Source organism: Ruegeria sp. CE8 (assembly GCF_056537465.1).
This window is the reverse complement of the sequence record NZ_JBQFRP010000001.1, coordinates 26099-47364: the sequence shown is the minus strand read 5'-3', so window position 1 is coordinate 47364 and position 21266 is coordinate 26099. Positions and strand designations below refer to the sequence as shown.

General features: G+C 59.6%; 20 protein-coding genes. 14 read left to right on the top strand and 6 right to left on the bottom strand.

The features are described 5' to 3' along the window. The first annotated feature begins 22 nt into the window (after window positions 1–22). The 3 genes from ACR0AA_RS00225 to mdoH are packed head-to-tail and all read left to right on the top strand — an operon-like array spanning window position 23 to window position 4601. A complete protein-coding gene (locus ACR0AA_RS00225) occupies window positions 23–1240 on the top strand; it encodes an OpgC family protein (RefSeq protein WP_480661145.1) in 1218 nt (405 codons plus the stop codon). Further along, a complete protein-coding gene (locus ACR0AA_RS00220) occupies window positions 1237–2736 on the top strand; it encodes an OpgD/OpgG family glucan biosynthesis protein (protein WP_480755233.1) in 1500 nt (499 codons plus the stop codon). Before ACR0AA_RS00225 ends, ACR0AA_RS00220 begins: the two co-directional genes overlap by 4 nt. Then, the gene (gene mdoH, locus ACR0AA_RS00215) at window positions 2733–4601 is read left to right on the top strand and encodes a glucans biosynthesis glucosyltransferase MdoH (RefSeq protein ID WP_480755232.1); all 1869 of its coding nucleotides are present in this window, start codon (window positions 2733–2735) and stop codon (window positions 4599–4601) included. Before ACR0AA_RS00220 ends, mdoH begins: the two co-directional genes overlap by 4 nt. On the opposite strand, the gene ACR0AA_RS00210 is transcribed toward mdoH, so the two are convergent. Next, window positions 4602–5417 (bottom strand): CE1 family esterase, encoded by an 816-nt coding sequence (locus ACR0AA_RS00210; RefSeq protein ID WP_480755231.1) that lies wholly within the window; start codon window positions 5415–5417, stop codon window positions 4602–4604. Beyond that, window positions 5414–5887 carry a rhodanese-like domain-containing protein gene (locus tag ACR0AA_RS00205; protein WP_480661153.1) on the bottom strand — a complete coding sequence of 158 codons (474 nt, stop codon included), beginning with the start codon at window positions 5885–5887 and terminating at the stop codon, window positions 5414–5416. The genes ACR0AA_RS00210 and ACR0AA_RS00205 overlap by 4 nt, the downstream gene beginning before the upstream one ends. 221 nt (window positions 5888–6108) lie before the next feature. Here ACR0AA_RS00205 and ACR0AA_RS00200 point away from each other — a divergent pair, with 221 nt between their 5' ends. From ACR0AA_RS00200 to selD, 7 genes are read left to right on the top strand one after another with little or no spacing between them, the layout of a single operon-like run. Then, window positions 6109–8979, top strand: a complete 2871-nt coding sequence (locus ACR0AA_RS00200) for a monovalent cation/H+ antiporter subunit A (RefSeq protein ID WP_480755230.1) — start codon at window positions 6109–6111, stop codon at window positions 8977–8979. Continuing rightward, window positions 8979–9338 (top strand): Na+/H+ antiporter subunit C, encoded by a 360-nt coding sequence (locus ACR0AA_RS00195; protein WP_480661157.1) that lies wholly within the window; start codon window positions 8979–8981, stop codon window positions 9336–9338. The genes ACR0AA_RS00200 and ACR0AA_RS00195 overlap by 1 nt, the downstream gene beginning before the upstream one ends. Next, complete coding sequence (locus ACR0AA_RS00190; RefSeq protein WP_480661159.1) at window positions 9335–10879, top strand: monovalent cation/H+ antiporter subunit D; 1545 nt, start codon at window positions 9335–9337, stop codon at window positions 10877–10879. Before ACR0AA_RS00195 ends, ACR0AA_RS00190 begins: the two co-directional genes overlap by 4 nt. Then, on the top strand, window positions 10876–11376 hold the full coding sequence (locus ACR0AA_RS00185; protein WP_480661161.1) for a Na+/H+ antiporter subunit E: 501 nt from the start codon (window positions 10876–10878) through the stop codon (window positions 11374–11376). The genes ACR0AA_RS00190 and ACR0AA_RS00185 overlap by 4 nt, the downstream gene beginning before the upstream one ends. Next, complete coding sequence (locus tag ACR0AA_RS00180; protein ID WP_239336430.1) at window positions 11373–11642, top strand: K+/H+ antiporter subunit F; 270 nt, start codon at window positions 11373–11375, stop codon at window positions 11640–11642. Before ACR0AA_RS00185 ends, ACR0AA_RS00180 begins: the two co-directional genes overlap by 4 nt. A 7-nt stretch (window positions 11643–11649) precedes the next feature. Next, window positions 11650–12036 carry a Na+/H+ antiporter subunit G gene (locus ACR0AA_RS00175; protein ID WP_480661163.1) on the top strand — a complete coding sequence of 129 codons (387 nt, stop codon included), beginning with the start codon at window positions 11650–11652 and terminating at the stop codon, window positions 12034–12036. A gap of 5 nt (window positions 12037–12041) precedes the next feature. Continuing rightward, the gene (selD, locus tag ACR0AA_RS00170) at window positions 12042–14201 is read left to right on the top strand and encodes a selenide, water dikinase SelD (protein ID WP_480755229.1); all 2160 of its coding nucleotides are present in this window, start codon (window positions 12042–12044) and stop codon (window positions 14199–14201) included. Here the strand turns inward: selD and mnmH are convergent. The 3 genes from mnmH to ACR0AA_RS00155 all read right to left on the bottom strand — a co-directional run bounded on the left by mnmH (window position 14192) and on the right by ACR0AA_RS00155 (window position 17684). Further along, entirely contained in the window at window positions 14192–15244 is a 1053-nt protein-coding gene (gene mnmH, locus ACR0AA_RS00165) for a tRNA 2-selenouridine(34) synthase MnmH (RefSeq protein WP_480661165.1), read from the bottom strand. The genes selD and mnmH overlap by 10 nt on opposite strands. A 42-nt stretch (window positions 15245–15286) precedes the next feature. Continuing rightward, on the bottom strand, window positions 15287–15952 hold the full coding sequence (locus ACR0AA_RS00160; protein ID WP_480661166.1) for an SOS response-associated peptidase: 666 nt from the start codon (window positions 15950–15952) through the stop codon (window positions 15287–15289). Between the two features lie 154 nt (window positions 15953–16106). After that, on the bottom strand, window positions 16107–17684 hold the full coding sequence (locus tag ACR0AA_RS00155; RefSeq protein WP_480661167.1) for a bifunctional metallophosphatase/5'-nucleotidase: 1578 nt from the start codon (window positions 17682–17684) through the stop codon (window positions 16107–16109). Between the two features lie 108 nt (window positions 17685–17792). On the opposite strand from ACR0AA_RS00155, the gene ACR0AA_RS00150 reads away from it, so the two are divergent. From ACR0AA_RS00150 to arsC, 4 genes are read left to right on the top strand one after another with little or no spacing between them, the layout of a single operon-like run. Next, window positions 17793–18131 (top strand): DUF952 domain-containing protein, encoded by a 339-nt coding sequence (locus tag ACR0AA_RS00150; RefSeq protein ID WP_480661168.1) that lies wholly within the window; start codon window positions 17793–17795, stop codon window positions 18129–18131. Next, window positions 18128–18559, top strand: coding sequence for a DUF1330 domain-containing protein (locus ACR0AA_RS00145; protein WP_480755228.1), 432 nt, complete (start codon window positions 18128–18130; stop codon window positions 18557–18559). The genes ACR0AA_RS00150 and ACR0AA_RS00145 overlap by 4 nt, the downstream gene beginning before the upstream one ends. Continuing rightward, the gene (locus tag ACR0AA_RS00140; protein ID WP_480661170.1) at window positions 18556–19614 is read left to right on the top strand and encodes a quinone-dependent dihydroorotate dehydrogenase; all 1059 of its coding nucleotides are present in this window, start codon (window positions 18556–18558) and stop codon (window positions 19612–19614) included. Before ACR0AA_RS00145 ends, ACR0AA_RS00140 begins: the two co-directional genes overlap by 4 nt. Then, window positions 19611–19952 carry an arsenate reductase (glutaredoxin) gene (gene arsC / locus ACR0AA_RS00135; RefSeq protein ID WP_480661217.1) on the top strand — a complete coding sequence of 114 codons (342 nt, stop codon included), beginning with the start codon at window positions 19611–19613 and terminating at the stop codon, window positions 19950–19952. The genes ACR0AA_RS00140 and arsC overlap by 4 nt, the downstream gene beginning before the upstream one ends. On the opposite strand, the gene ACR0AA_RS00130 is transcribed toward arsC, so the two are convergent. Then, the gene (locus ACR0AA_RS00130; RefSeq protein WP_480661171.1) at window positions 19949–21265 is read right to left on the bottom strand and encodes an MATE family efflux transporter; all 1317 of its coding nucleotides are present in this window, start codon (window positions 21263–21265) and stop codon (window positions 19949–19951) included. The two genes, arsC and ACR0AA_RS00130, sit on opposite strands and share 4 nt — an antisense overlap. Window position 21266 lies beyond the last annotated feature (1 nt).

Here is a 21266-nt window from a genome sequence, read left to right as displayed (position 1 = left end):
GACCAAGAAGGACAGAATTCGTATGGCGACAGTTTCGCCCGCTTCTGATTTTGCGCCGGTGGCTGCCTCTGTGGCGGCCCCTGCCCGCACGCGCGACCCGCGTCTGGATTTCTATCGCGGTATCGCGATGTTCATCATCCTGATCGCGCACATTCCCAATGACCCCTGGGCGAAATGGATCCCCGCGCGGTTCGGGTTCTCGGACGCGACTGAAATCTTTGTGTTCTGTTCGGGCATGGCCTCGGCGATCGCCTTTGGCGGAGCCTTCCTGCGCAAGGGCTGGTGGATGGGCACTGCCCGCGTAGCTTTCCGTATCTGGCAGGTTTACTGGGCACATATCGCGCTGTTCTTCTTTGTCGCCATGTCGATGGCCGCGCTGGATCAGAGCGGGTTGTTCGAGAAAAGCTATATTTCCTCCCTGAACCTGCAGCATTTCTTCAACGACCCTGCCCCGCAGATCGTCGGTCTGTTCACGCTGACCTATGTGCCGAACTACTTTGACATCCTGCCGATGTATCTGGTGGTTCTGGCGATGATGCCGCTGTTCATGGGCTTGTCACGGATCGGCTTCTGGGCCGTCGCTGCGGCCTCTGTCGCGATCTGGCTGGTCGCCCAGACCGGCGCGCTGGCCTTACCCGCCGAGCCATGGTCGGAACGCCAATGGTTCTTCAACCCCTTCGGCTGGCAGTTGCTGTTCTTCACTGGTTTTGCCTTCATGCGGGGATGGATTCCCGCACCGCCGGTATCAAAAACCCTGATCTGGGCGGCCGCACTGTTCCTGATCTTTTCGATGCCGTTCGGGTCGTGGAAAGTGTTCACCTGGATCAACGCCGCAGCCCCTGATCTGGCGGACGAGATCCGCAAAGTCTGGCCCGTGACGACAGAGTTTCGCGACAAGACCGATTTCGGCCTGTTCCGCTATCTGCACTTCCTTTCGCTAGCCTATCTGGGCTGGGTCGTTGCGGGGGAACACGGCCACCGTCTGATCGCCACCGGTCATGGAATGGCTGCCAAAATCTGGCAGTTCCTGCTGACCGTCATCACAAAAGTTGGGCAGCAATCACTGGCAGTGTTCGTTTTTTCGATGGCAGCCGCACGACTTATCGGCGTCGGACTGGACCTGAGTGGGCGGGATGTTGCCAGTGTATTCGTCGCCAACATGATTGGCTTTGCGATGATCATCGGCGTGGCTTACATGGCCGCTTGGTTTAAGTCACAACCCTGGAAGTCAAAGAAATGAATTTTACACGTCGCGCATTTTTGGCCTCGACTTCGGCGCTTGCCTTCGCGCCGGCCACATTTGCCACCGGTGGGGAATCCCCGTTTGACCGCAACGACGTCATAGCGCTGGCCCGCGAACTGGCCAGCCAACCCTACGCCGAACGCGAAATGGTGCCGCAGGAATGGCAGGACCTGACGTACCAGCAATACCGCTCGATCCGGTTCCGGCTGGACCGAGCGCTTTGGTACGAAACTGAGACGCCCTTCAATGTCGATTTCTTTACCCCGGGTCTGTACTTCCCGCGCGCGGTCAAAGTGTCGACCGTTGAGAACGGAATGGCGACTCCGGTCGCTTTCGACTTGGCTATGTTCGACAAGTCCGAAGAGGTCCCGGAACTACCCATTGACGACACACTGGGCTTTTCCGGCCTGCGCCTGCGCACCGAAATGCATCGTCCCGGCAAAACCGATGAGTTCTGCGTCTGGCAAGGGGCCAGCTATTTTCGCGCCATCGGTCTGCACGAGGTTTACGGCCTGTCCGCTCGTGGTCTGGCGCTGAAAACCGGCGACCCGGATGGTGAAGAATTCCCCGAGTTCATCCGTTTCTGGCTAGAGCGTCCCAAACCCGGACAGCGCGATATGGTCGTCCATGCGTTGATGGACAGCCCAAGTGTGACCGGTGCCTACCGATTCAACGTCACCGCCGGTGCGGATTGCGTGATGGACATCGAAGCCACCCTGTTCCCGCGCGAGGAACTAAGCCATGTGGGCATCGCCCCCGGCACGTCAATGTTCCTGTTCGATCAGACCAACCACAGCCGGTTTGACGACTTCCGCCCTGCCGTCCATGACAGCGACGGCCTGCTGATCCGCAACGGTGCCGGAGAAGTTCTGTGGCGGCCATTGGCAAACCCGACCCGCTTGCAGATTTCGTCGTTCGTCGACACGAACCCGCGCGGTTTTGGCCTGATGCAGCGGAAACGTGAGTTCTCGGATTACGCCGACCTTGAGGCGAATTACCACAAGCGCCCCAGCCTATGGGTCGAACCCGGAGCGGATTGGGGCAAAGGCTCGGTCACGCTGGTTGAAATTCCGGCCGATCAGGAAATTTACGACAACATCGTCGCCTATTGGCGCCCAGCTGAACCTTATGCGGCGGGTAGCCAGGTCGATCTGTCCTATCGCCTGATCTGGGGTGACGAGCCCCAGCGCACCCCGATGGCACGCGTGATCAACACGGCCATGGGCGACAACACCTTTGGTGAAGGGCGCCTGGCCGTCATCGACTTTGAGGAAAGCGAGTTGTTCGACGACCCAGAGGCGATGACCATTTTCGTGGACTCCCCTCATGCCGAAACATCTGAAGGTGTGCTGCAGCGCAACCCGGACACCGGCGGGCTACGGCTGGCGTTTTCATTCGAGCCCGGTGACCGCGACCATGTCGAGCTGCGCGCGCAATTGCTGAAAGACAAACAGCCGGCCTCTGAGGTCTGGCTTTACCGTTGGACCTCATGAAACGAGATCTGCATATCATGCCCCCCGAGGCCCCTTTGGCCATGCCTGCGCAGGATTTCAGCGCAGGTTTTCGGGATGCGCAGGTGCCGGACGGCAAGCGCCCCTCGGCCGGGTTCTGGCGCGCGCTGGCGTTTTCGCCGGCAATGGTGGCGACGCTTGGCCTGCTTTGGGTTATGACCGATTGGTTCGATGCGGAAGGCATCAACCTGATCGAGGGCATTCTGCTTGCCCTGATCTCCTTCAACTTCTTCTGGATTTCCTTCACGGTCTGTACTGTCTTGCTGGGCATGGTGTCGCTGTCCCGGCAGGAGCGTCCAATCCGCCAAGCGCGGTCGCAACCGCTGCGCGTGGCGCTGTTGATGCCGGTCTATAACGAGGTTCCCTGGAACGTGCTGGGCAATGCCCGAACGATGCTTGAGGATCTGCAGACGCGGGGCGGGCAGCATCACTATGCCATGTTCATCCTGTCGGATACTCGTGACCCCGAGATCGCAGCACAGGAACAGGCCAGTATCGAGGCGCTGCGCACGACCCTCGCGCCCGGTCTTGAGCTTTATTATCGCCGCCGCGAACAAAACACCGACCGAAAAGTCGGCAACATCGCCGACTGGGTCAGCCGCTGGGGTGCGGATTGGGATGCCATGCTGGTGCTGGATGCCGATAGCCTGATGACAGGTCGCGCCATCACCCGTCTGACGGACTCTCTGGCACGGGATCCGGGCGCGGGACTGATCCAAAGCTATCCGCAATTGATCGGCGCGCAATCGGTCTTTGCCCGGATGCAGCAGTTCGCCAATGGCGTCTACGGGATCGCATTTGCTGAAGGTCTCGCACGTTGGTGCGGCCAGGAAGGCAACTACTGGGGCCACAACGCGATCATCCGCACCAAGGCATTCGCCAATTGTGCTGGGTTGCCGAAGCTGCGGGCGCTGAATGGTCAGGAAAAACTGATCATGAGCCATGATTTTGTCGAGGCCGGTCTGCTGCGTCGTGCCGGATGGGCCGTGCGGTTTCTGCCCCGCATTCGCGGGTCTTACGAAGAAACCCCTCCGACCCTCATAGACCACGCCTTGCGCGACCGGCGCTGGTGTCAGGGCAACCTGCAACACCTAAAACTGTTGCGGTCCGCCGGATTTCAGCCGGTATCACGATTCCATATGTTCCATGGCGCTGTCGGATATCTGATGTCGCCGCTGTGGTTTGCCCTGCTGGTGATGTGGGCTTTGATCGGACAGGGTGAGGACGCCTCGGTCCTGCATTATTTCAGCCCGGACAATCCGATGTTTCCGCAATGGCCCGAGATGACGGAAACGCGGCATGTGCTGATTATTCTCGTCATGTACGCGATGCTGCTGGCGCCGAAAGTTCTTGGAGCACTGGCTTTGCCGCTCAGCGGTGTGCGGTACGCGGAATTTGGCGGATGGTTCAAGTTTTTGACCTCGTTCCTGGCCGAGGTCGTTCTTTCCATCCTCTACGCCCCGATCCTGATGGTGCAGCAGGTGATCGCCGTCTTCCGCACTGCCTTTGGCATCCAGAAGGGCTGGTCGCCGCAAGCGCGCGATGGTGGCAGCTACAGCCTGCGGACGCTGATCCTCTGCCACACGGTCGAGACAATCAGCGGTATCGCACTGAGCTTAGGTATTCTTTCCGGCCTCGTCTCGATCTGGTTGGCCCCGATTGCTATTAGCCTTGCGTTGGCAATCCCTCTATCCGCGCTCAGCGGTGTCTCGGCTGGCGCTGCACGTCGAATGGTCGGCATGAAGGAGGACTTCAAGGAACCCGCCATTACGCGTTCGGCCCGTCGTTATCGAGATGAGTTGAAGAACGTGATCGAGGGTAAAGGCATCCTGACCCCTGCCGAGTGATCAACCGCCCGGCAGGCCCTCGTACCAATCGACCATCATGTCTGCCCAGCCTTTGGGGACATTGTGACCGCCAGGAAACAGCGCGAATTCCAGCGCGCTGCCATCGGCGCATGTGGTCCACCTGCGACGCATGAAGTCGCCGGTCGTGCTAAAACCGGTGGGCTTTGTGTCGACGCATTCATTGGCCTCGCGCCAGATCTCAAGACCGGCAAAGATATCGCCCTGATGGAACCGCCCGCCGCCCAGCAAACGCCCCTCCAGCGGGACGACGTTGTCCGTCCAGCCATGGGTATGGAACAGGCGCACCGGACCGTCGCAGGCCTCGGGATGTGGCCGCCAAAAACCTCCAGACACTGGCACGTAGGCCGAGAACGTCTCAGGCGCGGCACAGGCGAGGTAATAGACCATAAAGGCGCCTGCCGAGAACCCACCCAGAACGACCCGATCCGCATCGACACCAAACCGATCCGCGGCGTCTTGCACGGCCTCGGTCAAAAAGGCCGTTTCATCGCGTCCCTCCCACCCCGGGAAGAAGTTCCAGCTTTGCCGCCCGTTGCGCTCCGAACCCTCCGGTGCCATCACGGCATAGCCGCGCGTCAGTAACGGCTCGACCATCCCACGGTTTTTCAAGGTTCCTGTGGCCGTTCCCCCATAGCCGTGCAGGAAGACAACCAACGGCGGGTTCTCGACCTCGGGCAATTCGATGTGGTACCCGCCCGAGGCGGTCTCGCACATACCGTCCTGATCAGCGCATGCGGCAAGGCCCGCCTGCCCGATAAATGCCAAACTCGTTGCCAGAGTCAGTTCCCGGATCATCCTGCACTCCTGTCGTAATCGCGGACCGGCAATCCGGCGCGCACCCATCCCGGCCCGGCGGCCGAGCCCAACATACCTTCCGGTACATCGATGATGTTTGTAAAACCTGCCTCGGTCAGCCTGTTGCTCAGCCGCGCCGAACGGACGCCGCGCGCGCAAATCAATGCGATCGCCGCCCCTTTGTTGCCTTGAGAAAGCTGCGCCAGTGCAGGAACAAAGTCTTCGCGACGCATGTCCAGAGAATGGGCACCTTCCCCGATGCCGGTGGCCTGCCATTCCCTGGGTGTGCGAATGTCCAACAACAATATGTCGCCGGAAACGGCCTGCTTGTGCGCAGCCTGAACGCTCAGCTGCTTGCCGGCGTAATCAGGGGGGATCAGGCGGTACTCGCGTATCGCAAATCCGCCCACCGCTGCAGCGGAGCCTCCGATCAAGATCCACCTGCGGGATCGGTTTGCGTTTAGGGCCACGTCGCACCCTCCTGACCTGACGGGACGGTTCTATCACAACGTGATTTTCAAATCCGCGCCGATTTTGCCCCGGCGGATCAAGTTCACGTCATTTTTTTTGTCAAAAATCACCGTTGTCTGACGGCAGTAGTGCGCGACAAATAAATTGTAATAGCTGGACAGTAAGAAAATTATCCGTACAAAATCAGTACCACTTGACCGCCAAGAACGGAGTATCGCACTTGTCCCTATTCCTAATCGCGGCCCTTCCCTTTCTCGGCGCTGTCTTCCCAGCCCTCCTGATCAGGGCAGGACGAAATGCAGCCGCTTCCGCGGCAGGTTTGACCAGTTTTCTCGCTTTGGCAGGTCTACTAATCCACATCCCTTCGGTCATGCGCGGAGACGTTGTGACAGCCCGGTTCGACTGGATTCCGGGGTTGGGGCTGAACGCAAATTTCATGCTGGACGGGCTGGGATTTTTGTTTGCCGGCCTGATCTTGGGTATCGGACTTTTGATCATCCTGTATGCGCGGTTCTACCTTTCACGCGAAGACCCGATGGGGCAGTTCTTTACCTACTTGCTGCTGTTTCAGGGCGCGATGGTCGGGATTGTTCTGTCGGACAACATATTGCTTTTGCTGATATTTTGGGAACTTACGTCGCTGAGTTCATTCCTGCTGATCGGGTATTGGAAACACCTGCCCGAAGGGCGCCAGGGCGCCCGGATGGCGCTGGCCGTGACCGGTGGCGGCGGGCTTGCGATGATTGCCGGAATGCTGATCCTGGGCAATATCGTCGGATCCTATGACCTGAGCGTCATTCTGCAGAACAAGGAACTCATTCAGGGGTCGCCATACTATCTGCCCGCGCTGATCCTGATCCTGCTGGGTTGTTTCACCAAGTCTGCCCAGTTCCCGTTCCATTTCTGGTTGCCCCACGCAATGGCGGCGCCGACGCCCGTTTCGGCCTATTTGCACTCGGCCACAATGGTGAAGGCCGGGCTGTTCCTGATGGCGCGGATGTGGCCCGTTTTGGCGGGTACGGATGCCTGGTTCTATATAGTAGCCACAACTGGACTGGTCACCATGCTGATCGGTGCAGTGATCGCATTGTATAAAGATGACCTGAAAGCCCTGCTGGCGTTTTCGACCGTATCGCATCTGGGGCTGGTCACCATGTTGCTGGGCTTTGGCACAAAGATCGCCGCCGTTGCCGCGGTCTTCCACATCATCAACCACGCGACTTTCAAATGTGCCCTGTTTATGACTGCCGGGATCGTGGACCACGAGACGGGCACGCGCGACATCAAGCGGCTGGGCGGGTTGCGACACCTGATGCCGATTACCTTTACGATTGGCACCATCGCTGCACTGTCGATGGCCGGTATTCCACCGCTGAACGGTTTCCTGTCCAAGGAAATGATGCTGGAAGAGACCGTTCACACCACTTGGCTGAACTCGCACTATCTGGTGCCTGGCTTGGCACTGCTGGCGGCGCTTTTTTCAGCAGCCTATTCCTTCCGTTTTATCAGCCACGTCTTCCTCGGGCCGGAGCGCCACGACTATCCCGCGCATCCGCATGACCCCCCGGTCGGGTTGTGGCTGGCCCCGGCTTTCCTCGTCGTTCTGGTAGTTCTGATCGGACTGTATTCCAACGCCATTGTCGGGCCTCTGGTTGCCGTCGTTTCCAGCGCAGTGATCGGGGGCGAGAAGCTTCCTTATTATTCGCTGAAGCTGTGGCACGGTTTGACACCTGCGCTTTACATGTCCGCAGTGGCGACACTTGGCGGTCTGTTCCTGCTCAGCCTGCACCGGCACGAAGAAAAGGTGTGGAATGCGCTGCCCCGCCCCGAGGCCAAGGTGATCTTTGAGGCGGTGATCGGAGTGCTGACAAAACTCAGCCGGTTGATCACCGACACTTTGCACAACGGCGTTCTCAGCCGTTATGCGATCATCATGATCGGCTTCACCCTGGCGCTGGGATACTATGCCTATACGACCGGCACGATCGGCCCCCAGACCCGCGAGCCGTTGCCGATCCAGACCATCCCTGTCATCGGCTGGATCTGCCTTGTGGGCGCTACGTTGGCGATCATGTGGTTCCACCGCAACCGCTTGCTGTCGCTGGTGCTGATCGGCGTGGTCGGCCTGATCGTATCGATGGCGTTCAACTACCTTTCGGCTCCGGATCTGGCGCTGACGCAGATCTCGGTCGAAGTGGTGACGATGATCCTGCTGCTGCTGTCTCTGAACTTCCTGCCCACAGACACCCCGTGGGACAGCAGCGCCGCGCGACGCTGGCGGGACGCTGCGATCTCGGTCGTAGCGGGGATCGGTTCGGGCGCGCTGGTCTATGCGATACTACTGCGGGACTTTGCCTTTCCGACAATTTCGGATTTCCATCTGGCAAACTCGTATGAAGGTGGTGGCGGCACCAACGTGGTCAACGTGATCCTGGTGGACTTCCGGGGTTTTGATACCTTTGGCGAGATCATCGTTCTGGGTATTGCCGCGCTGGTCATCTTTGCCCTGACCGAAGCCGTTCTGAGCACCAATGTCCGCAGCTACTTGCTGAACCGGAAACCGCATTGGCCGCAATCAGGGGACTCGCACCCGCTGATGATGGTGGTCGTGACTCGGATGATGATGCCCATCGCCCTGATGGTCGGGGCCTACATCTTTTTCCGTGGCCACAACCAGCCCGGAGGCGGTTTCATCGCCGGTCTGATCGTCGCGATCGCGTTCCTGATGCAATACATGGCCAGTGGCTATACCTGGGCCATCGAACGCCAGCGGTTCTACTATCACGGCACAATAGGCTGGGGCGTCCTGATCGCCGCGGCTACCGGTCTGGGAGCCTGGTTCAACGAGCGCCCGTTCCTGACAAGCGATTTCGGCTATATCAATTGGCCGCCGCTGGAAGAGTTCGAATGGGCCACGGCCATTCTGTTCGATACGGGCGTCTTCCTGGCCGTTCTGGGTGCTGTAATGCTGGCGCTCGACAGCCTGTCTCGGTTTGCCTGGCAGCCGGGCATGGCACAGGAATTCCCGATGGATATCAACCCGCTACGGGATGATCCGCCGGAAGAAGAGCAAGAAAAGGAGCAGGCCTGATGGAAGCGCTCGTAGCCTCTGCCGTAGGCGTCATGACCGCTGCCGGGATATTTCTGATCCTGCGCCGCCGGACCTTCCCCGTCATTCTGGGCCTATCCCTGATCACCTACGCGGTGAACGTGTTCCTGTTCGCGACCGGGCGGCTGGCGCTGGACGCGCCAGCGGTTCTGAACAAGTACAAGGACGTGCCTTACACTGATCCGCTACCGCAAGCGCTGGTGCTGACAGCCATCGTGATCTCATTCGGGATGACAGCCGTGATCGTGATGATCGCACTCAGCGCTTACCTGTCCTCGAAGGATGACCATATCGACATGACCGCGCAGGACAGCGTGGATGCGCCGGGAGAAGACGCATGAACCATTGGATCGTTGCGCCGATCGTCCTGCCCGCGATCCTGGCTCCGTTCATCATCATGGTGCTGCGATACCATCTGGACCTGCAGCGTATCTTCTCGGTCGCAGGTGTCGTTGGACTGCTGGGTATTGCTCTGACCATCACAGCGCAGGCTGCTGGTGGAGATATTCAGGTCTATGAGCTGGGCAACTGGCCCGCGCCTTTTGGCATTGTTCTGGTGCTGGACCGCTTGTCGGCCATGATGGTTCTTCTGACCGCCCTGCTGGCTTTGCCGATTGTGCTTTATGCCATTGCCTCCGGCTGGGATGACCGGGGCAAACATTTTCACGCCCTGTTTCACTTTCAGCTTATGGGTGTCTGCGGGGCATTTCTGACTGGCGACGCTTTCAACCTGTTTGTGTTTTTCGAGGTTTTGCTGATCGCTTCCTACGGCCTGATGACCCATGGGGGCGGATCTGTCCGGCTCAAGGCGGGTGTCCAGTACGTGGCCTACAACCTTCTTGGCTCCACACTGTTCCTGTTTGCACTGGGCACGCTCTATGGCGTGACCGGAACGCTGAACATGGCCGACATGGCACTGCGTGTTGCCGAATTACCCGCCGAAGACACCGCCTTGCTACGCGTTGGTGCTGTGCTTTTGCTGCTGGTATTCTGCATCAAGGCCGCCGTATTGCCGCTGCATTTCTGGCTGCCAGCAAGCTATGCCAACGCGCCTTTACCCGTGGCAGCCTTGTTCGCAATCATGACGAAAGTCGGCGCTTATTCGATCCTGCGGATGTATACACTTGGCTTCGGCCCCGAGGTCGAAGCAACGCAGGGCCTGGTCGGGACGTGGTTGCAGCCGGCAGCAATGGTAACGCTGGCCATTGGTGCGATAGGTATTCTCGGCGCGCAGCATATCGCACGAATGGTGGCGTTCTGCGCGATTACGTCGATGGGAACACTGCTGATTGCCATTTCGCTATTCACCGAAACCGCCACTGCGGCTGCTCTGTACTATATCTATCACTCGACACTGGCCACGGCCCTGATGTTCCTTGTGGCCGATCTGGTAATGGAGCGCCGGGGCGGCGCCATCGCCCCAACAGCGCCCATGCCGCAAAGCGGTCTGATCTCAGCCCTGTTTTTCGTCGGCGCAATTGCCCTGGCCGGAATGCCGCCGCTGTCAGGCTTCATCGGTAAGCTGTTGGTGTTGGACGCCGCGCGCGAGGCGCAGGATGCAAACGCCATCTGGGCCGTGATCCTGATAGGGTCGTTCATCACCATCGTCGGCCTTGCCCGTGCGGGCTCTCTGGTCTTCTGGAAAAGCCACGACGCCCAGCACAACACGGAAATGGACCCGGAAAACGAAGAAGAGGCCGAGGCTGCACCCGCGCCCGAGCCCAACCCGGGTCTGACATTCACCGCTGTATTCGTGATGGCCATGGGCCTTGTCCTGCTGACGCTGTTTGCGGGGCCAGCTCTGGAGTATACCAGTAAAACGGCCGAGCAGTTGTTCACCCCCGAAAACTACATCTCGGCCGTATTGGGAGGCGACGCATGATCAGACTACTGCACCGGGTTTTCCCGCACCCGCACCTGACGTTCCTGTTGACCGTGGTCTGGGTATTGCTGGCCAACAACCTGACGCTAAACTCTGTCGTCTTTGGCCTGATCCTTGGGATTATCATCCCGTTCATCACTCAGCCCTACTGGCCTGATCGGCCGAAACTGCGCAATTGGCCCATGGTTGTCGAGTACATCCTTGTCGTGTTGTGGGATATCGTGATCGCCAATATCACAGTGGCCCGGATCATCCTGTTCAAACGCGACGCGGACCGTCAGCCCAACTGGATCTGCGTCCCGCTTGAGTTACGTACGCCCGAGGCGATTACGGTGCTGGCAGGCACCATCACCATGACCCCCGGCACGGTCAGCAGCGATCTGTCCGCGCAGGGGCATAACCTGCTGGTACATTGCCTCGACGCGCCCGATCCTGACGCGGTACGCGATCAGATCAAACACCGCTACGAACGCCGCCTGAAGGAGATTTTCGAATGATCGAATTTGCAATCTGGTTTGCGTTTGCCTGTTTCGGAGCGGCGATCATGATGTGCCTCTGGCGGATCATTACCGCAGACGGCGTCGGCACCCGCGTTCTGGCGCTGGATACGATGGTCATTAACACGATCGCCCTGATGATCCTTTATGGCCTCAATCTGGGAACCGAGATTTTCTTCGAATCCGCCATGATCATCGCCATGCTTGGCTTTGTCTCAACCGTTGCCTATGCGCGCTTCATGCTGCGCGGCAACATTATCGAGTGAGGATGGTATGGGTTTTGTCTTCGAATTTCTGATCGCCTTCTTCCTGATCGTGTCCGGCATCTTCGGCTTTGTCGGGTCTTACGGCATGATAAAGCTGAAAGATCCCATGTCCCGCCTGCACGCGCCCACTAAGGCGACGACACTGGGCGTTGGCGGCGTCTTGCTGGCGTCGATCTGCCATTCCGTCCTGATCGAACAGCACCTTTCCTTGCACGAGCTTCTGATCACCCTGTTCCTTTTTCTGACAGCTCCGATCACGGCCCTGTTCATTGCCAAATGGCACATTCATCGCCATGAAAAGCCCAGCGATCTACCGGACGCGGGCGAGGATGAGCTTTGGGCCACCCACGCGGTCGAGCAGGTCGAAGACGTTCCTGATCACAGCAAGACCTGAATTACATGCACCACCCACCGCTGCCCCTGACCCGCGATCTGGTTCTCATTGGCGGTGGCCATACCCATGCGCTGCTGCTGCGCAAATGGGGTATGAACCCATTGCCCGGAGCGCGAGTGACGGTCATCAACCCCGGCCCCACTGCACCCTATTCGGGGATGCTGCCCGGCTTCGTCGCCGGTCATTATGCACGCTGGGAACTCGATATCGATCTGGTAAAACTGGCTCGCTTTGCTGGCGCACGTGTCATTCTGGGCTCGGTCGACGGGATCGACCCTGACACGCGCGTAGTCCACGTACCTGGCCGACCGCCGGTGGCGTTTGATGTCGCTTCGGTCAATGTCGGAATCACTTCGGACATGCCCGCTCTGCCCGGCTTTGCCGAACATGCGGTTCCGGCCAAACCGCTGGGACCGTTCGCCGCAAAATGGGCCGATTATCTGAATGGGACGGGTCTCGCATCCGTCGCAGTTATTGGTGGCGGTGTGGCCGGGGCAGAACTGGTTATGGCCATGGCCCACGCGCTACGCAAAAAGAACCGCGCGGCGCAGCTGACCCTGATCGACAATGCTGAGGCGCTAACGGCGACAAAGCCCAAGTCGGCGGAAACAATTCGCAAGGCGATGAGCGATCTGGGAATCGAGGTGATCGAACGGGCAACGATTTCGCACATCTCGGCAAACCAGGTGGTGCTGGAGGATGGACGCCAGATTGAGGCCAGTTTCGTGACTGGAGCAGCCGGTGCAAAGCCATATGGCTGGATCGCCAATACCGGGCTAGAGTTGAAAGACGGTTTCATCCGCGTAGACGCTCGTCTGCAGTCCAGCGATCCGGTGATTTTCGCGGCAGGCGACTGCGCGCATCTGAACGAAAACCCACGCCCCAAGGCCGGGGTCTATGCGGTGCGAGAAGCCCCTGTTCTGTTCAACAACCTACGCGCCACGCTGGGGGCCGGAACTCTGCGACGCTATGAACCGCAAAAGGATTACCTGAAGCTGATCTCGCTGGGCGGCAAATCGGCACTGGCCGAACGGCTGGGCACTTCATTCAGCGGACCGTTGATGTGGAAGTGGAAAAATCATATCGATCAAAGCTTTATGAACAAGTTCCGCGATCTGCCTCAAATGAAAGCGCCGGCACTGCCGCGCCACCACGCGGATGGGATAGATGACGCGTTGGGCGAAAAACCCATGTGTGGCGGCTGTGGCGCAAAGGTCGGGCGCGGCGCGCTGCAATCGGTCCTCAGCGAGTTGCCCGCCCCTACGCGTTCCGACGTCACGCCGTTGCCCGGCGATGATGCTGCCTTGTTGAACTTTGGGAACACGCGGCAGGTCATGACATCGGATCATCTGCGCAGTTTCGTCAACGACCCGGTCCTGATGACCCGCATCGCGGCCGTTCACGCTCTGGGCGACATTTGGGCGATGGGTGCCAATCCGCAAGCGGCCACTGCAACCGTGATCCTGCCGCGTATGTCACCTGCTCTTCAGCGTCGGACGATGGCCGAGATCATGCACACCGCTCATGAGGTCATTCGTCAGGCCGGTGCCGAGATTATCGGCGGTCACAGCTCGATGGGCGATGAAATGACGATCGGCTTTACCCTCACCGGCCTGTGCGAGCATGACCCAATCACCCTTTCCGGGGCGCAGCCGGGTGATGCATTGATCCTGACCAAACCATTGGGCAGCGGCGTCCTGATGGCCGCAGAAATGGCTGGCGAGGCGAACGGCGAATGGGTGGCAGCGGCCCTGTCGCTAATGGTTGAACCGCAGGGCACGGCCTCGGGTTTGTTGGCGGGCGCACACGCGATGACAGACGTTACCGGTTTCGGATTGGCGGGGCATCTATTGGGCATGTCCGAGGCCTCGGGTTGCGGGGCCTCGCTTGATTTGGGCTCTATTCCTGTAATGGCCGGAGCGCTGGAGCTTTGCGCGAAAGGTATCCGTTCAACCTTGTTCGAGGACAACCGCGCGGTCGTACCTGAATTACCAACAGGCGGCAAAGCGGACCTGCTATACGACCCGCAGACAGCTGGCGGCTTACTGGCAGCTGTTCCGGTAGACCAGGCGCACGCAGTGTGCGACGCGCTGCGAAAAGCCGGATATTCGGCCACGATCATCGGACAGATGACCGACGCACCGGGGCTGCGCCTTCAAAGCTGATCCAGAAAGCTTTGGATTCGTGAGGCCGTTTGATTCAAGCCAATTTCATCCAGTGCGGGCGCGTCGATCTGCGCGATTACGTCCGCGCGGCGTGTACGGCTGGATTTGGCATACGCCGGGTCATAGTGCTGCTCGATGAGGGCTTGGGTCAGTGCCCGCTTGTCTCCGGTATCGATCAGGTCCAGCCAGTTGTCGACGACCTCATTGCCTCGGTGAAAACGCAGAGGTGAAAGGCGGTCGCGCAAGCGATCTTTGTCCGAGAGGATATCGTCGTAGGCCGACACCAGATAGGCCGAGCGCGCCCGAGTGGAAGCTTGAATCACTATGCGCGGCGCATTGCGCAATGCGGTCCAAAGCGTTGGCGGTAGGATCAAAGACCCGATTTTGGACGACTCGGCCTCGACCACGACGGGGCGCGACGGGTCCAGACGGCAGAGCACTGCGGCCAGAGCGGATTCGAAAGCCTTTTGGCTGGGTTGGCCACCGGGCATCTCGCCCAGCAGAGACCCCCGGTGATTGGCGAGCCCCTCAAGGTCCAGAACCTGAACGCCGCGCTCTCTTAAGAGTGCCAACAATTCCGTCTTGGCCGTCCCCGTATAACCGTCCAGCGCAACCAGCCGATGCGGCAACGGATCATCATAGAGGTAGCGGTTCACCAACCGACGATAGGTGCGATAACCACCCTCAACCACTTCGGCGCGCCAGCCGATCTGTTGCAGCATCCACGTGAACGACCCCGATCTTTGCCCACCGCGCCAGCAATAGACCAAAGGCCGCCACGCCCCTTCGTGATGGGACAGTCTGTTCTCGATGTGATTGGCCGCGTTCCGAAACACCAGCGCGGCCCCCAGTTTACGCGCCAGAAAAGGGCTTTCCTGTACATAGATCGTACCAACGCGGGCGCGTTCTTCGTTGTCCAAAACGGGAAGGCTGATGGCGCCGGGCAGATGATCCTCGGCGTATTCCGCCGGGCTGCGCACATCGATTACCGTGTCGAAGTCATGCGCATAGAGATCAGGCAGGCTGGAGAATTTCAGAACCATGTCAGTGGTCTATCCCGCAAAGCTGAGAATGAAAAGGCGGGGCTAGTCCTGGATCGGTTCAATCAACTCCGGCCCCCTGGCGCGGTTCGAGTTCACAGTCGGGTCGACGCGGTGAAAGCTGAGGATATCCTCGGCCCCCGGCCGCATCAGACGCGCGGCCCCTTTTCCAGCCTCCCCCAACCATAGTGCCCAGTCTTCGGGCTCAAGGATCAGTGGCATGCGGTGATGAATCGCGCTGAGGTGACGGTTGGCGGCGGTCGTCACGATGGCGCAGGTGCCCTGTCGCGCCTCCTCGGGCCCCCAATCCTGCCAGACACCGGCAAAAGCGATCGGTGCCTCGTCCTGACGGAAAATGTACCACGGCAGCCTGTCGCCCTGCTCCGTCTTGGTCCATTCATAAAACCCGGTAGCCGCGATAAGGCAGCGGCGCTCGCGGCATGCGGCGCGAAAGGCTGGTTTTTCGGCCAGCGTTTCAGCCCGCGCATTGATCAGCAATGGGCCGGCGTTTTCCGCCTTGTACCAATGCGGCAGAAATCCCCAGCGCAGAGGATCAAGCGTGCGACCGTTTTCTCCAGCCCGAACCACATGGACCTGATTGGTCGGGCAAACGTTGAAATTTGGCACAGCCGGCAGAGTGTTCGCCGGACGGGCCGCAAACAGCTGCGCCATCGCATCGTTGGGAAGCGTAACAGCAAACCGTCCGCACATGGCCATTGCCCCTGTTTCATTGCTTTCAGATTCATACAGCCCGCGCAGCCTGACCGGGCTCAAAGCTATTCGAACGCACTCGGATCACATCCGACTTTACTATAGAAAAGGCCGCGTCGAACGCGGCCTTTTTGGGTTGTTTGTCAAAGCAAAATTACTTCTGCTTGATGCGCCCATCCAGGTACGGCTGGTATGGCGCGTTCTCTGCCAGATACTCTGCCGTGACATCAGCCAGATCGGGGCCAAAGTCGTAGGCGTTCTTGTCGTCGCCTTCGAACATCTTGTACCCGTCACCGCCGTTGCGGACGTAATTGTTGGTTACGACCAGATAAGTTGCTGCAGGGTCGATCGGAACAAACCCGTCACCTTCGGCGACCATAACTTCCTGGATACGACCTTCATTCGGCGCAACGCTCGGATCCCAGGTGAAGGTCAGCCCAGCAACCTGCGGGAAGCGACCTTTGACCTCTTCGACCTGGCTGACGCCGTTTTCCAGCGCATCGATCACGACCTGACCGGTGATCTCAAAGGTCGAAAGCGTGTTCTGGAAGGGCAGCACGGTCAGCACTTCACCCATGGTCACGTCGCCAGGATCGATCGAGGCACGCAATCCGCCCGAGTTGGCAATTGCGATCTGAGCACCCTGATCCGCGACCCGCGCCAGCATGGCGTCGGCCACAAGGTTGCCCATCTGGCATTCCTGAATCCGACAAACTGCGCGATCACCTTCGATAGCGTCAGCAGCGTTTGCGACCACCTTGTTGCGAATTTCGTCCAGAGGCACGGCCAGCTCGGCGATACGGTCCAGAGCGGCCTGATCCTCGGTGACAGTGTTATCCATGATCAGCGGCTCACCCGCTGCTGAAACGACATTGCCGTCATCGTCGAAGGTCACGTTCAGTTCGCCCAGGAATTTACCGTAGGCATAGGCCTGAACGATCTGGACGCCGTTGACTACGGTCGGGTACGGGCCCGCAGCCTTGTCCGAGGTGTTCGACAGGTAGGTGTTCGAGTGACCGCCAACGATTACGTCAACTCCGGTCGTCTCTTGCGCGACACGTTGGTCCACCCCATAGCCCGAGTGGCTGAGCACGATGATCTTGTTGATGCCCTCGCCGGTCAGCTTGTCGACCTCGGCCTGAACCGCAGGAACCGGATCCGAGAACGTGATGTTTGGACCGGGCGAGGCGAGCTCATCAGTGTCGATTGGTGTCAAGCCGATCAGGCCAATCTTTTCGCCACCGACTTCAATAACGGTCGATTTCTTGATCTTGTCGGTCAGCAACTCTTCATCGGCAATATCCGCATTGGACATCAGTACCGGGAAGTCGACCGAGTCGATAAAGCCGCGCAGAACCTCGGGGCCGTCGTCGAATTCGTGGTTGCCCACCGTCATCGCGTCATAACCCAGCTTATTCATAAACTCGGCCGCGACCTTACCCTTGTAGTAGGTATAGAACAGCGATCCCTGGAACTGGTCCCCACCATCGACAAGAATCGAGTTCTCGGCCCGTGCACGTGCGTCGTTTACTGCGGTAACCAGACGCGCGGAACCGCCGAAACACTTGCCTTCAGCATTGTCCTCGTCACCACAACCGCTGTCATATTTGTTGATCGGCTCGAAACGCGAGTGGAAATCGTTAGTGTGCAGAATCGTCAGCTTGTACTCGGCCAGCGCCATGCCTGATGTCAAACTCAGTACAGCGGCTGATGTCAAAAGACGGGTGAGCATAGTTTAACTCCCTATTGTTCATTGCGGCGATGTTGCGACGCGCAACGCCAAGAGTCAAAGGGGGAAATCCGGCTTGATTCTACCCGTGGCCCGGTGCATCACGACCCCATGCTGATTTACAAAATTTTCCGTGCCGACGAATGGGCAACGCTGCAAGCGCAAGGTGCATCAGATGGGGCGCCGATTGATGTTTCCGACGGGTATGTGCATTTCTCGACGGCCGAACAGGCCGAGGAAACGGCGGCCAAACACTTCGCTGGTGTCGAGGGGCTGACGCTGCTGGCCTGCGACGCCGACGCGATGGGCGACGACCTGAAATGGGAGGTTTCGCGGGGTGGCGCCTTGTTCCCGCATCTTTATCGACAGATCAGAATGACAGACGTCGTCTGGTCGCGCGCCCTGCCCTTTGACGGAACCGCACATCAGTTCCCGCAGGATATGAAATGACCGCCTTCATCGACCCGGACCGCGCACAGTTCGAGGCGTTCAAGGGGCTGGATCGCGACCACCCGATCGAGATGCTGAATCTGGTGAAATTCCGCGACAACGCAGAGTATCCCGAAGATCACGAACTTGCAGGCGCGGGTCTGACCGGCGCGCAGGCGTATGGCAAATATGGGGCAGAGACCGCCCCGATCATTGCCCGTCTTGGCGCCTCGATCCTGTGGCGCGGCGCGTTTCAGACGACGCTGATCGGACCTCAGGACGAAACGTGGGACGAGGTCTTTGTCGCCAGCTATCCTACGGCGCACGCCTTTCTGGAAATGGTGACAGACCCCGATTATCAAAAGGCCGTTGTTCACCGTCAGGCGGCTGTGGCGACCTCGCGCCTTATTCGTTGTACCCCCGCCCGGGGCGGAGAGGCTTTTGGATGAACCTGATCGAAAAACTGGGCCTGAGCGCCCTGCACCGGATGGACCCCGAGACCGCGCACGGGCTGTCTATCAAGGCACTGAAGGCCGGGCTGGCCCCAACGCCGGGGCCGGTTACGTCGTCTCGGCTGCGCACGCGAGTTGCAGGATTGGACCTGCCGAACCCAGTTGGTCTTGCCGCAGGGTTTGACAAAAACGGAGAGGTTCTGACGCCTCTGTCACAGGCCGGATTTGGCTTTATCGAGGTGGGTGCCGTGACCCCGCGGCCACAACCCGGCAATCCCAAGCCACGGCTGTTCCGCCTGACCGAAGATACGGCTGCGATCAACCGCTTCGGGTTCAACAACGAAGGCATGGAGGTCATGGCGCGCCGTCTGGCCAACCGCCCCAAAAACGCAGTGATCGGTCTGAATCTTGGGGCCAACAAGGACAGCGATGACCGCCCCGGTGATTTTGCCAAAGTGCTTGCCCATTGCGCCGAACATCTGGATTTTGCCACGGTCAATGTCTCGTCCCCGAACACGGAAAAGCTGCGTGATCTTCAGGGCAAGGCCGCGCTGGGTGCCTTGCTGGGGGGCGTGATCGAGACGCGCGACGCCTTGCCCCGGCCTTTGCCGATCTTTCTGAAGATTGCGCCGGACCTGACCGAAGCTGAGCTGCAAGACATCGCCGAAGTGGCGCGCGAAACGCATGTGGATGCGGTGATTGCCACCAACACAACCCTGTCCCGCGACGGTTTGCGCAGCGTCCACAAGGATCAGGCTGGCGGGCTGTCCGGCGCGCCATTGTTCGAGAAATCGACCCGTATTCTGGCGCACCTGAGTCAGCTGACCGACGGACAAATCCCGTTGATCGGGGTCGGTGGGATCAGCTCTGCCCAGCAGGCTTATGACAAGATTTGCGCCGGAGCTTTAGCCGTGCAGTTCTATACGGCAATGGTCTACGGCGGCATATCTCTGGCGGCCGAGATTGCCCGGGGGCTGGACGACTTGCTGGCTAAGGACGGGTTCTCATCGGTCGATCAGGCCGTTGGCAGTAAGCGAGAGGATTGGCTGTGATTGAATACTGGCACAACCCGCGCTGTTCAAAGTCCCGCGCCGGTCTGGCGCTGCTGGAAGAGAACGGCGCATCTGTCGAAGTTCGTAAGTACCTGGAGGACGCGCCATCTGCAGATGAGCTGCGCGCCGTACTATCCCAACTGGGCATTCCCGCAATAGGTATGATGCGCACCGGCGAGAAGCGGTTCAAGGAACTGGGCCTGACGAAAACCACGTCCGAGGATGATCTGATCAAGGCGATGGCCGAAAATCCAATCCTGATCGAGCGCCCTTTGGCCACTGCCGGCGACAAAGCGGCAATCGGTCGGCCGCCGGAGAACCTGATGGCCTTGCTTTAAGCAATCTGCGCTTCCAGTCGGGGGTACCGCCAACCCAGCGTGACCCCGCGCGCGATGTTCAGGACCATCAGCGCGGCCCAGAGGCCGTGGTTACCGAAAGTAGGCACCAGCACGAACAAGGCCACGACATAGATCGCGACGGACTGGATCATCGCCTGCCGCATGGCACGCGTCCAAGTCGCGCCGATGTAGATACCGTCGAACATCCAGCTGGCCACGCCGATCACCGGGGCAAGCGCAGCCCAGAACAGGAACTCGCGCGCGGCAACCCGAACCTCAGGCGAGGTTGACATCACATCAATCAGTGCCGGTCCGGCAAGGAAGAAAACAAGACCCAGCGCAAAGGCTCCGCCAACGCCCCATTGCGACGCCATGATGGACGCACGACGAACCTGAACGCGGTCACGCGCCCCAACCGCGCCGCCCACTAGCGCTTCGGCAGAAAAAGCAAAGCCGTCCAGGGCAAAGGCCGTAATCTCAAGAAACTGCAGCAGCACTTGATTGGCTGCCAGATTGACATCCCCCAGATCGGACCCGACGAACAGGAACGTCGTAAACGAACCGGTCAGCAGGACCGACCGCACCATGATATCCCCGTTCACCTGCATCATCCGGCGCAGGCGGGCAGCGTCGAAAATCCTTGGCCAGTCACGCCATTGGTTTCCACTGAACGCATCGCGGCACAACCAAAGGCCAAGTGCCAGTCCGGTCCACTCGGCAATCAGCGTCGCAATGGCAACACCCTCGACGCCCCAACCCAGACCGAGGACGAACCAAAGGTCCAGCAGGATGTTGAGCCCGTTCATCCAGACCTGCAGAACGAACACGCCTTTTGTACGCTCGACCGCGATCAGCCAACCGGTCACGGCATAGAGCGCAATCGTGGCCGGCGCGCCCCAGATGCGGATTTCCAGATAGGCGCGGGTCAGCGCTTCGACCTCGGCGCTGGCCGGCGACAGGGCAAATGCACCCCAAAACACCCAGATTTGTGTCAGGACAAAGAACGCACCTGCTGCTCCGCCCAGCAGCAGCCCGCGCATCAAAAGGGCACCGGTTTCGGCCGTGTCCCCCGCCCCGCGCGCCTGCGCGGCAAGTCCCGTGGTCCCCATGCGCAGGAACCCGAAGACCCAGTAGATCGTCGCCAGAATGACGGCACCCATACCGACGGCGCCGATCGGAGCGGCCTGGCCCATCTGCCCTACGACACCCGTATCCACGGCGCCCAGAATTGGGACCGTCGCATTGGACAAGACGATCGGTGCTGCGATCTTGAGCACCCGCTTATGCGTGATGGGTGCCGAGGCGTCCTGCATC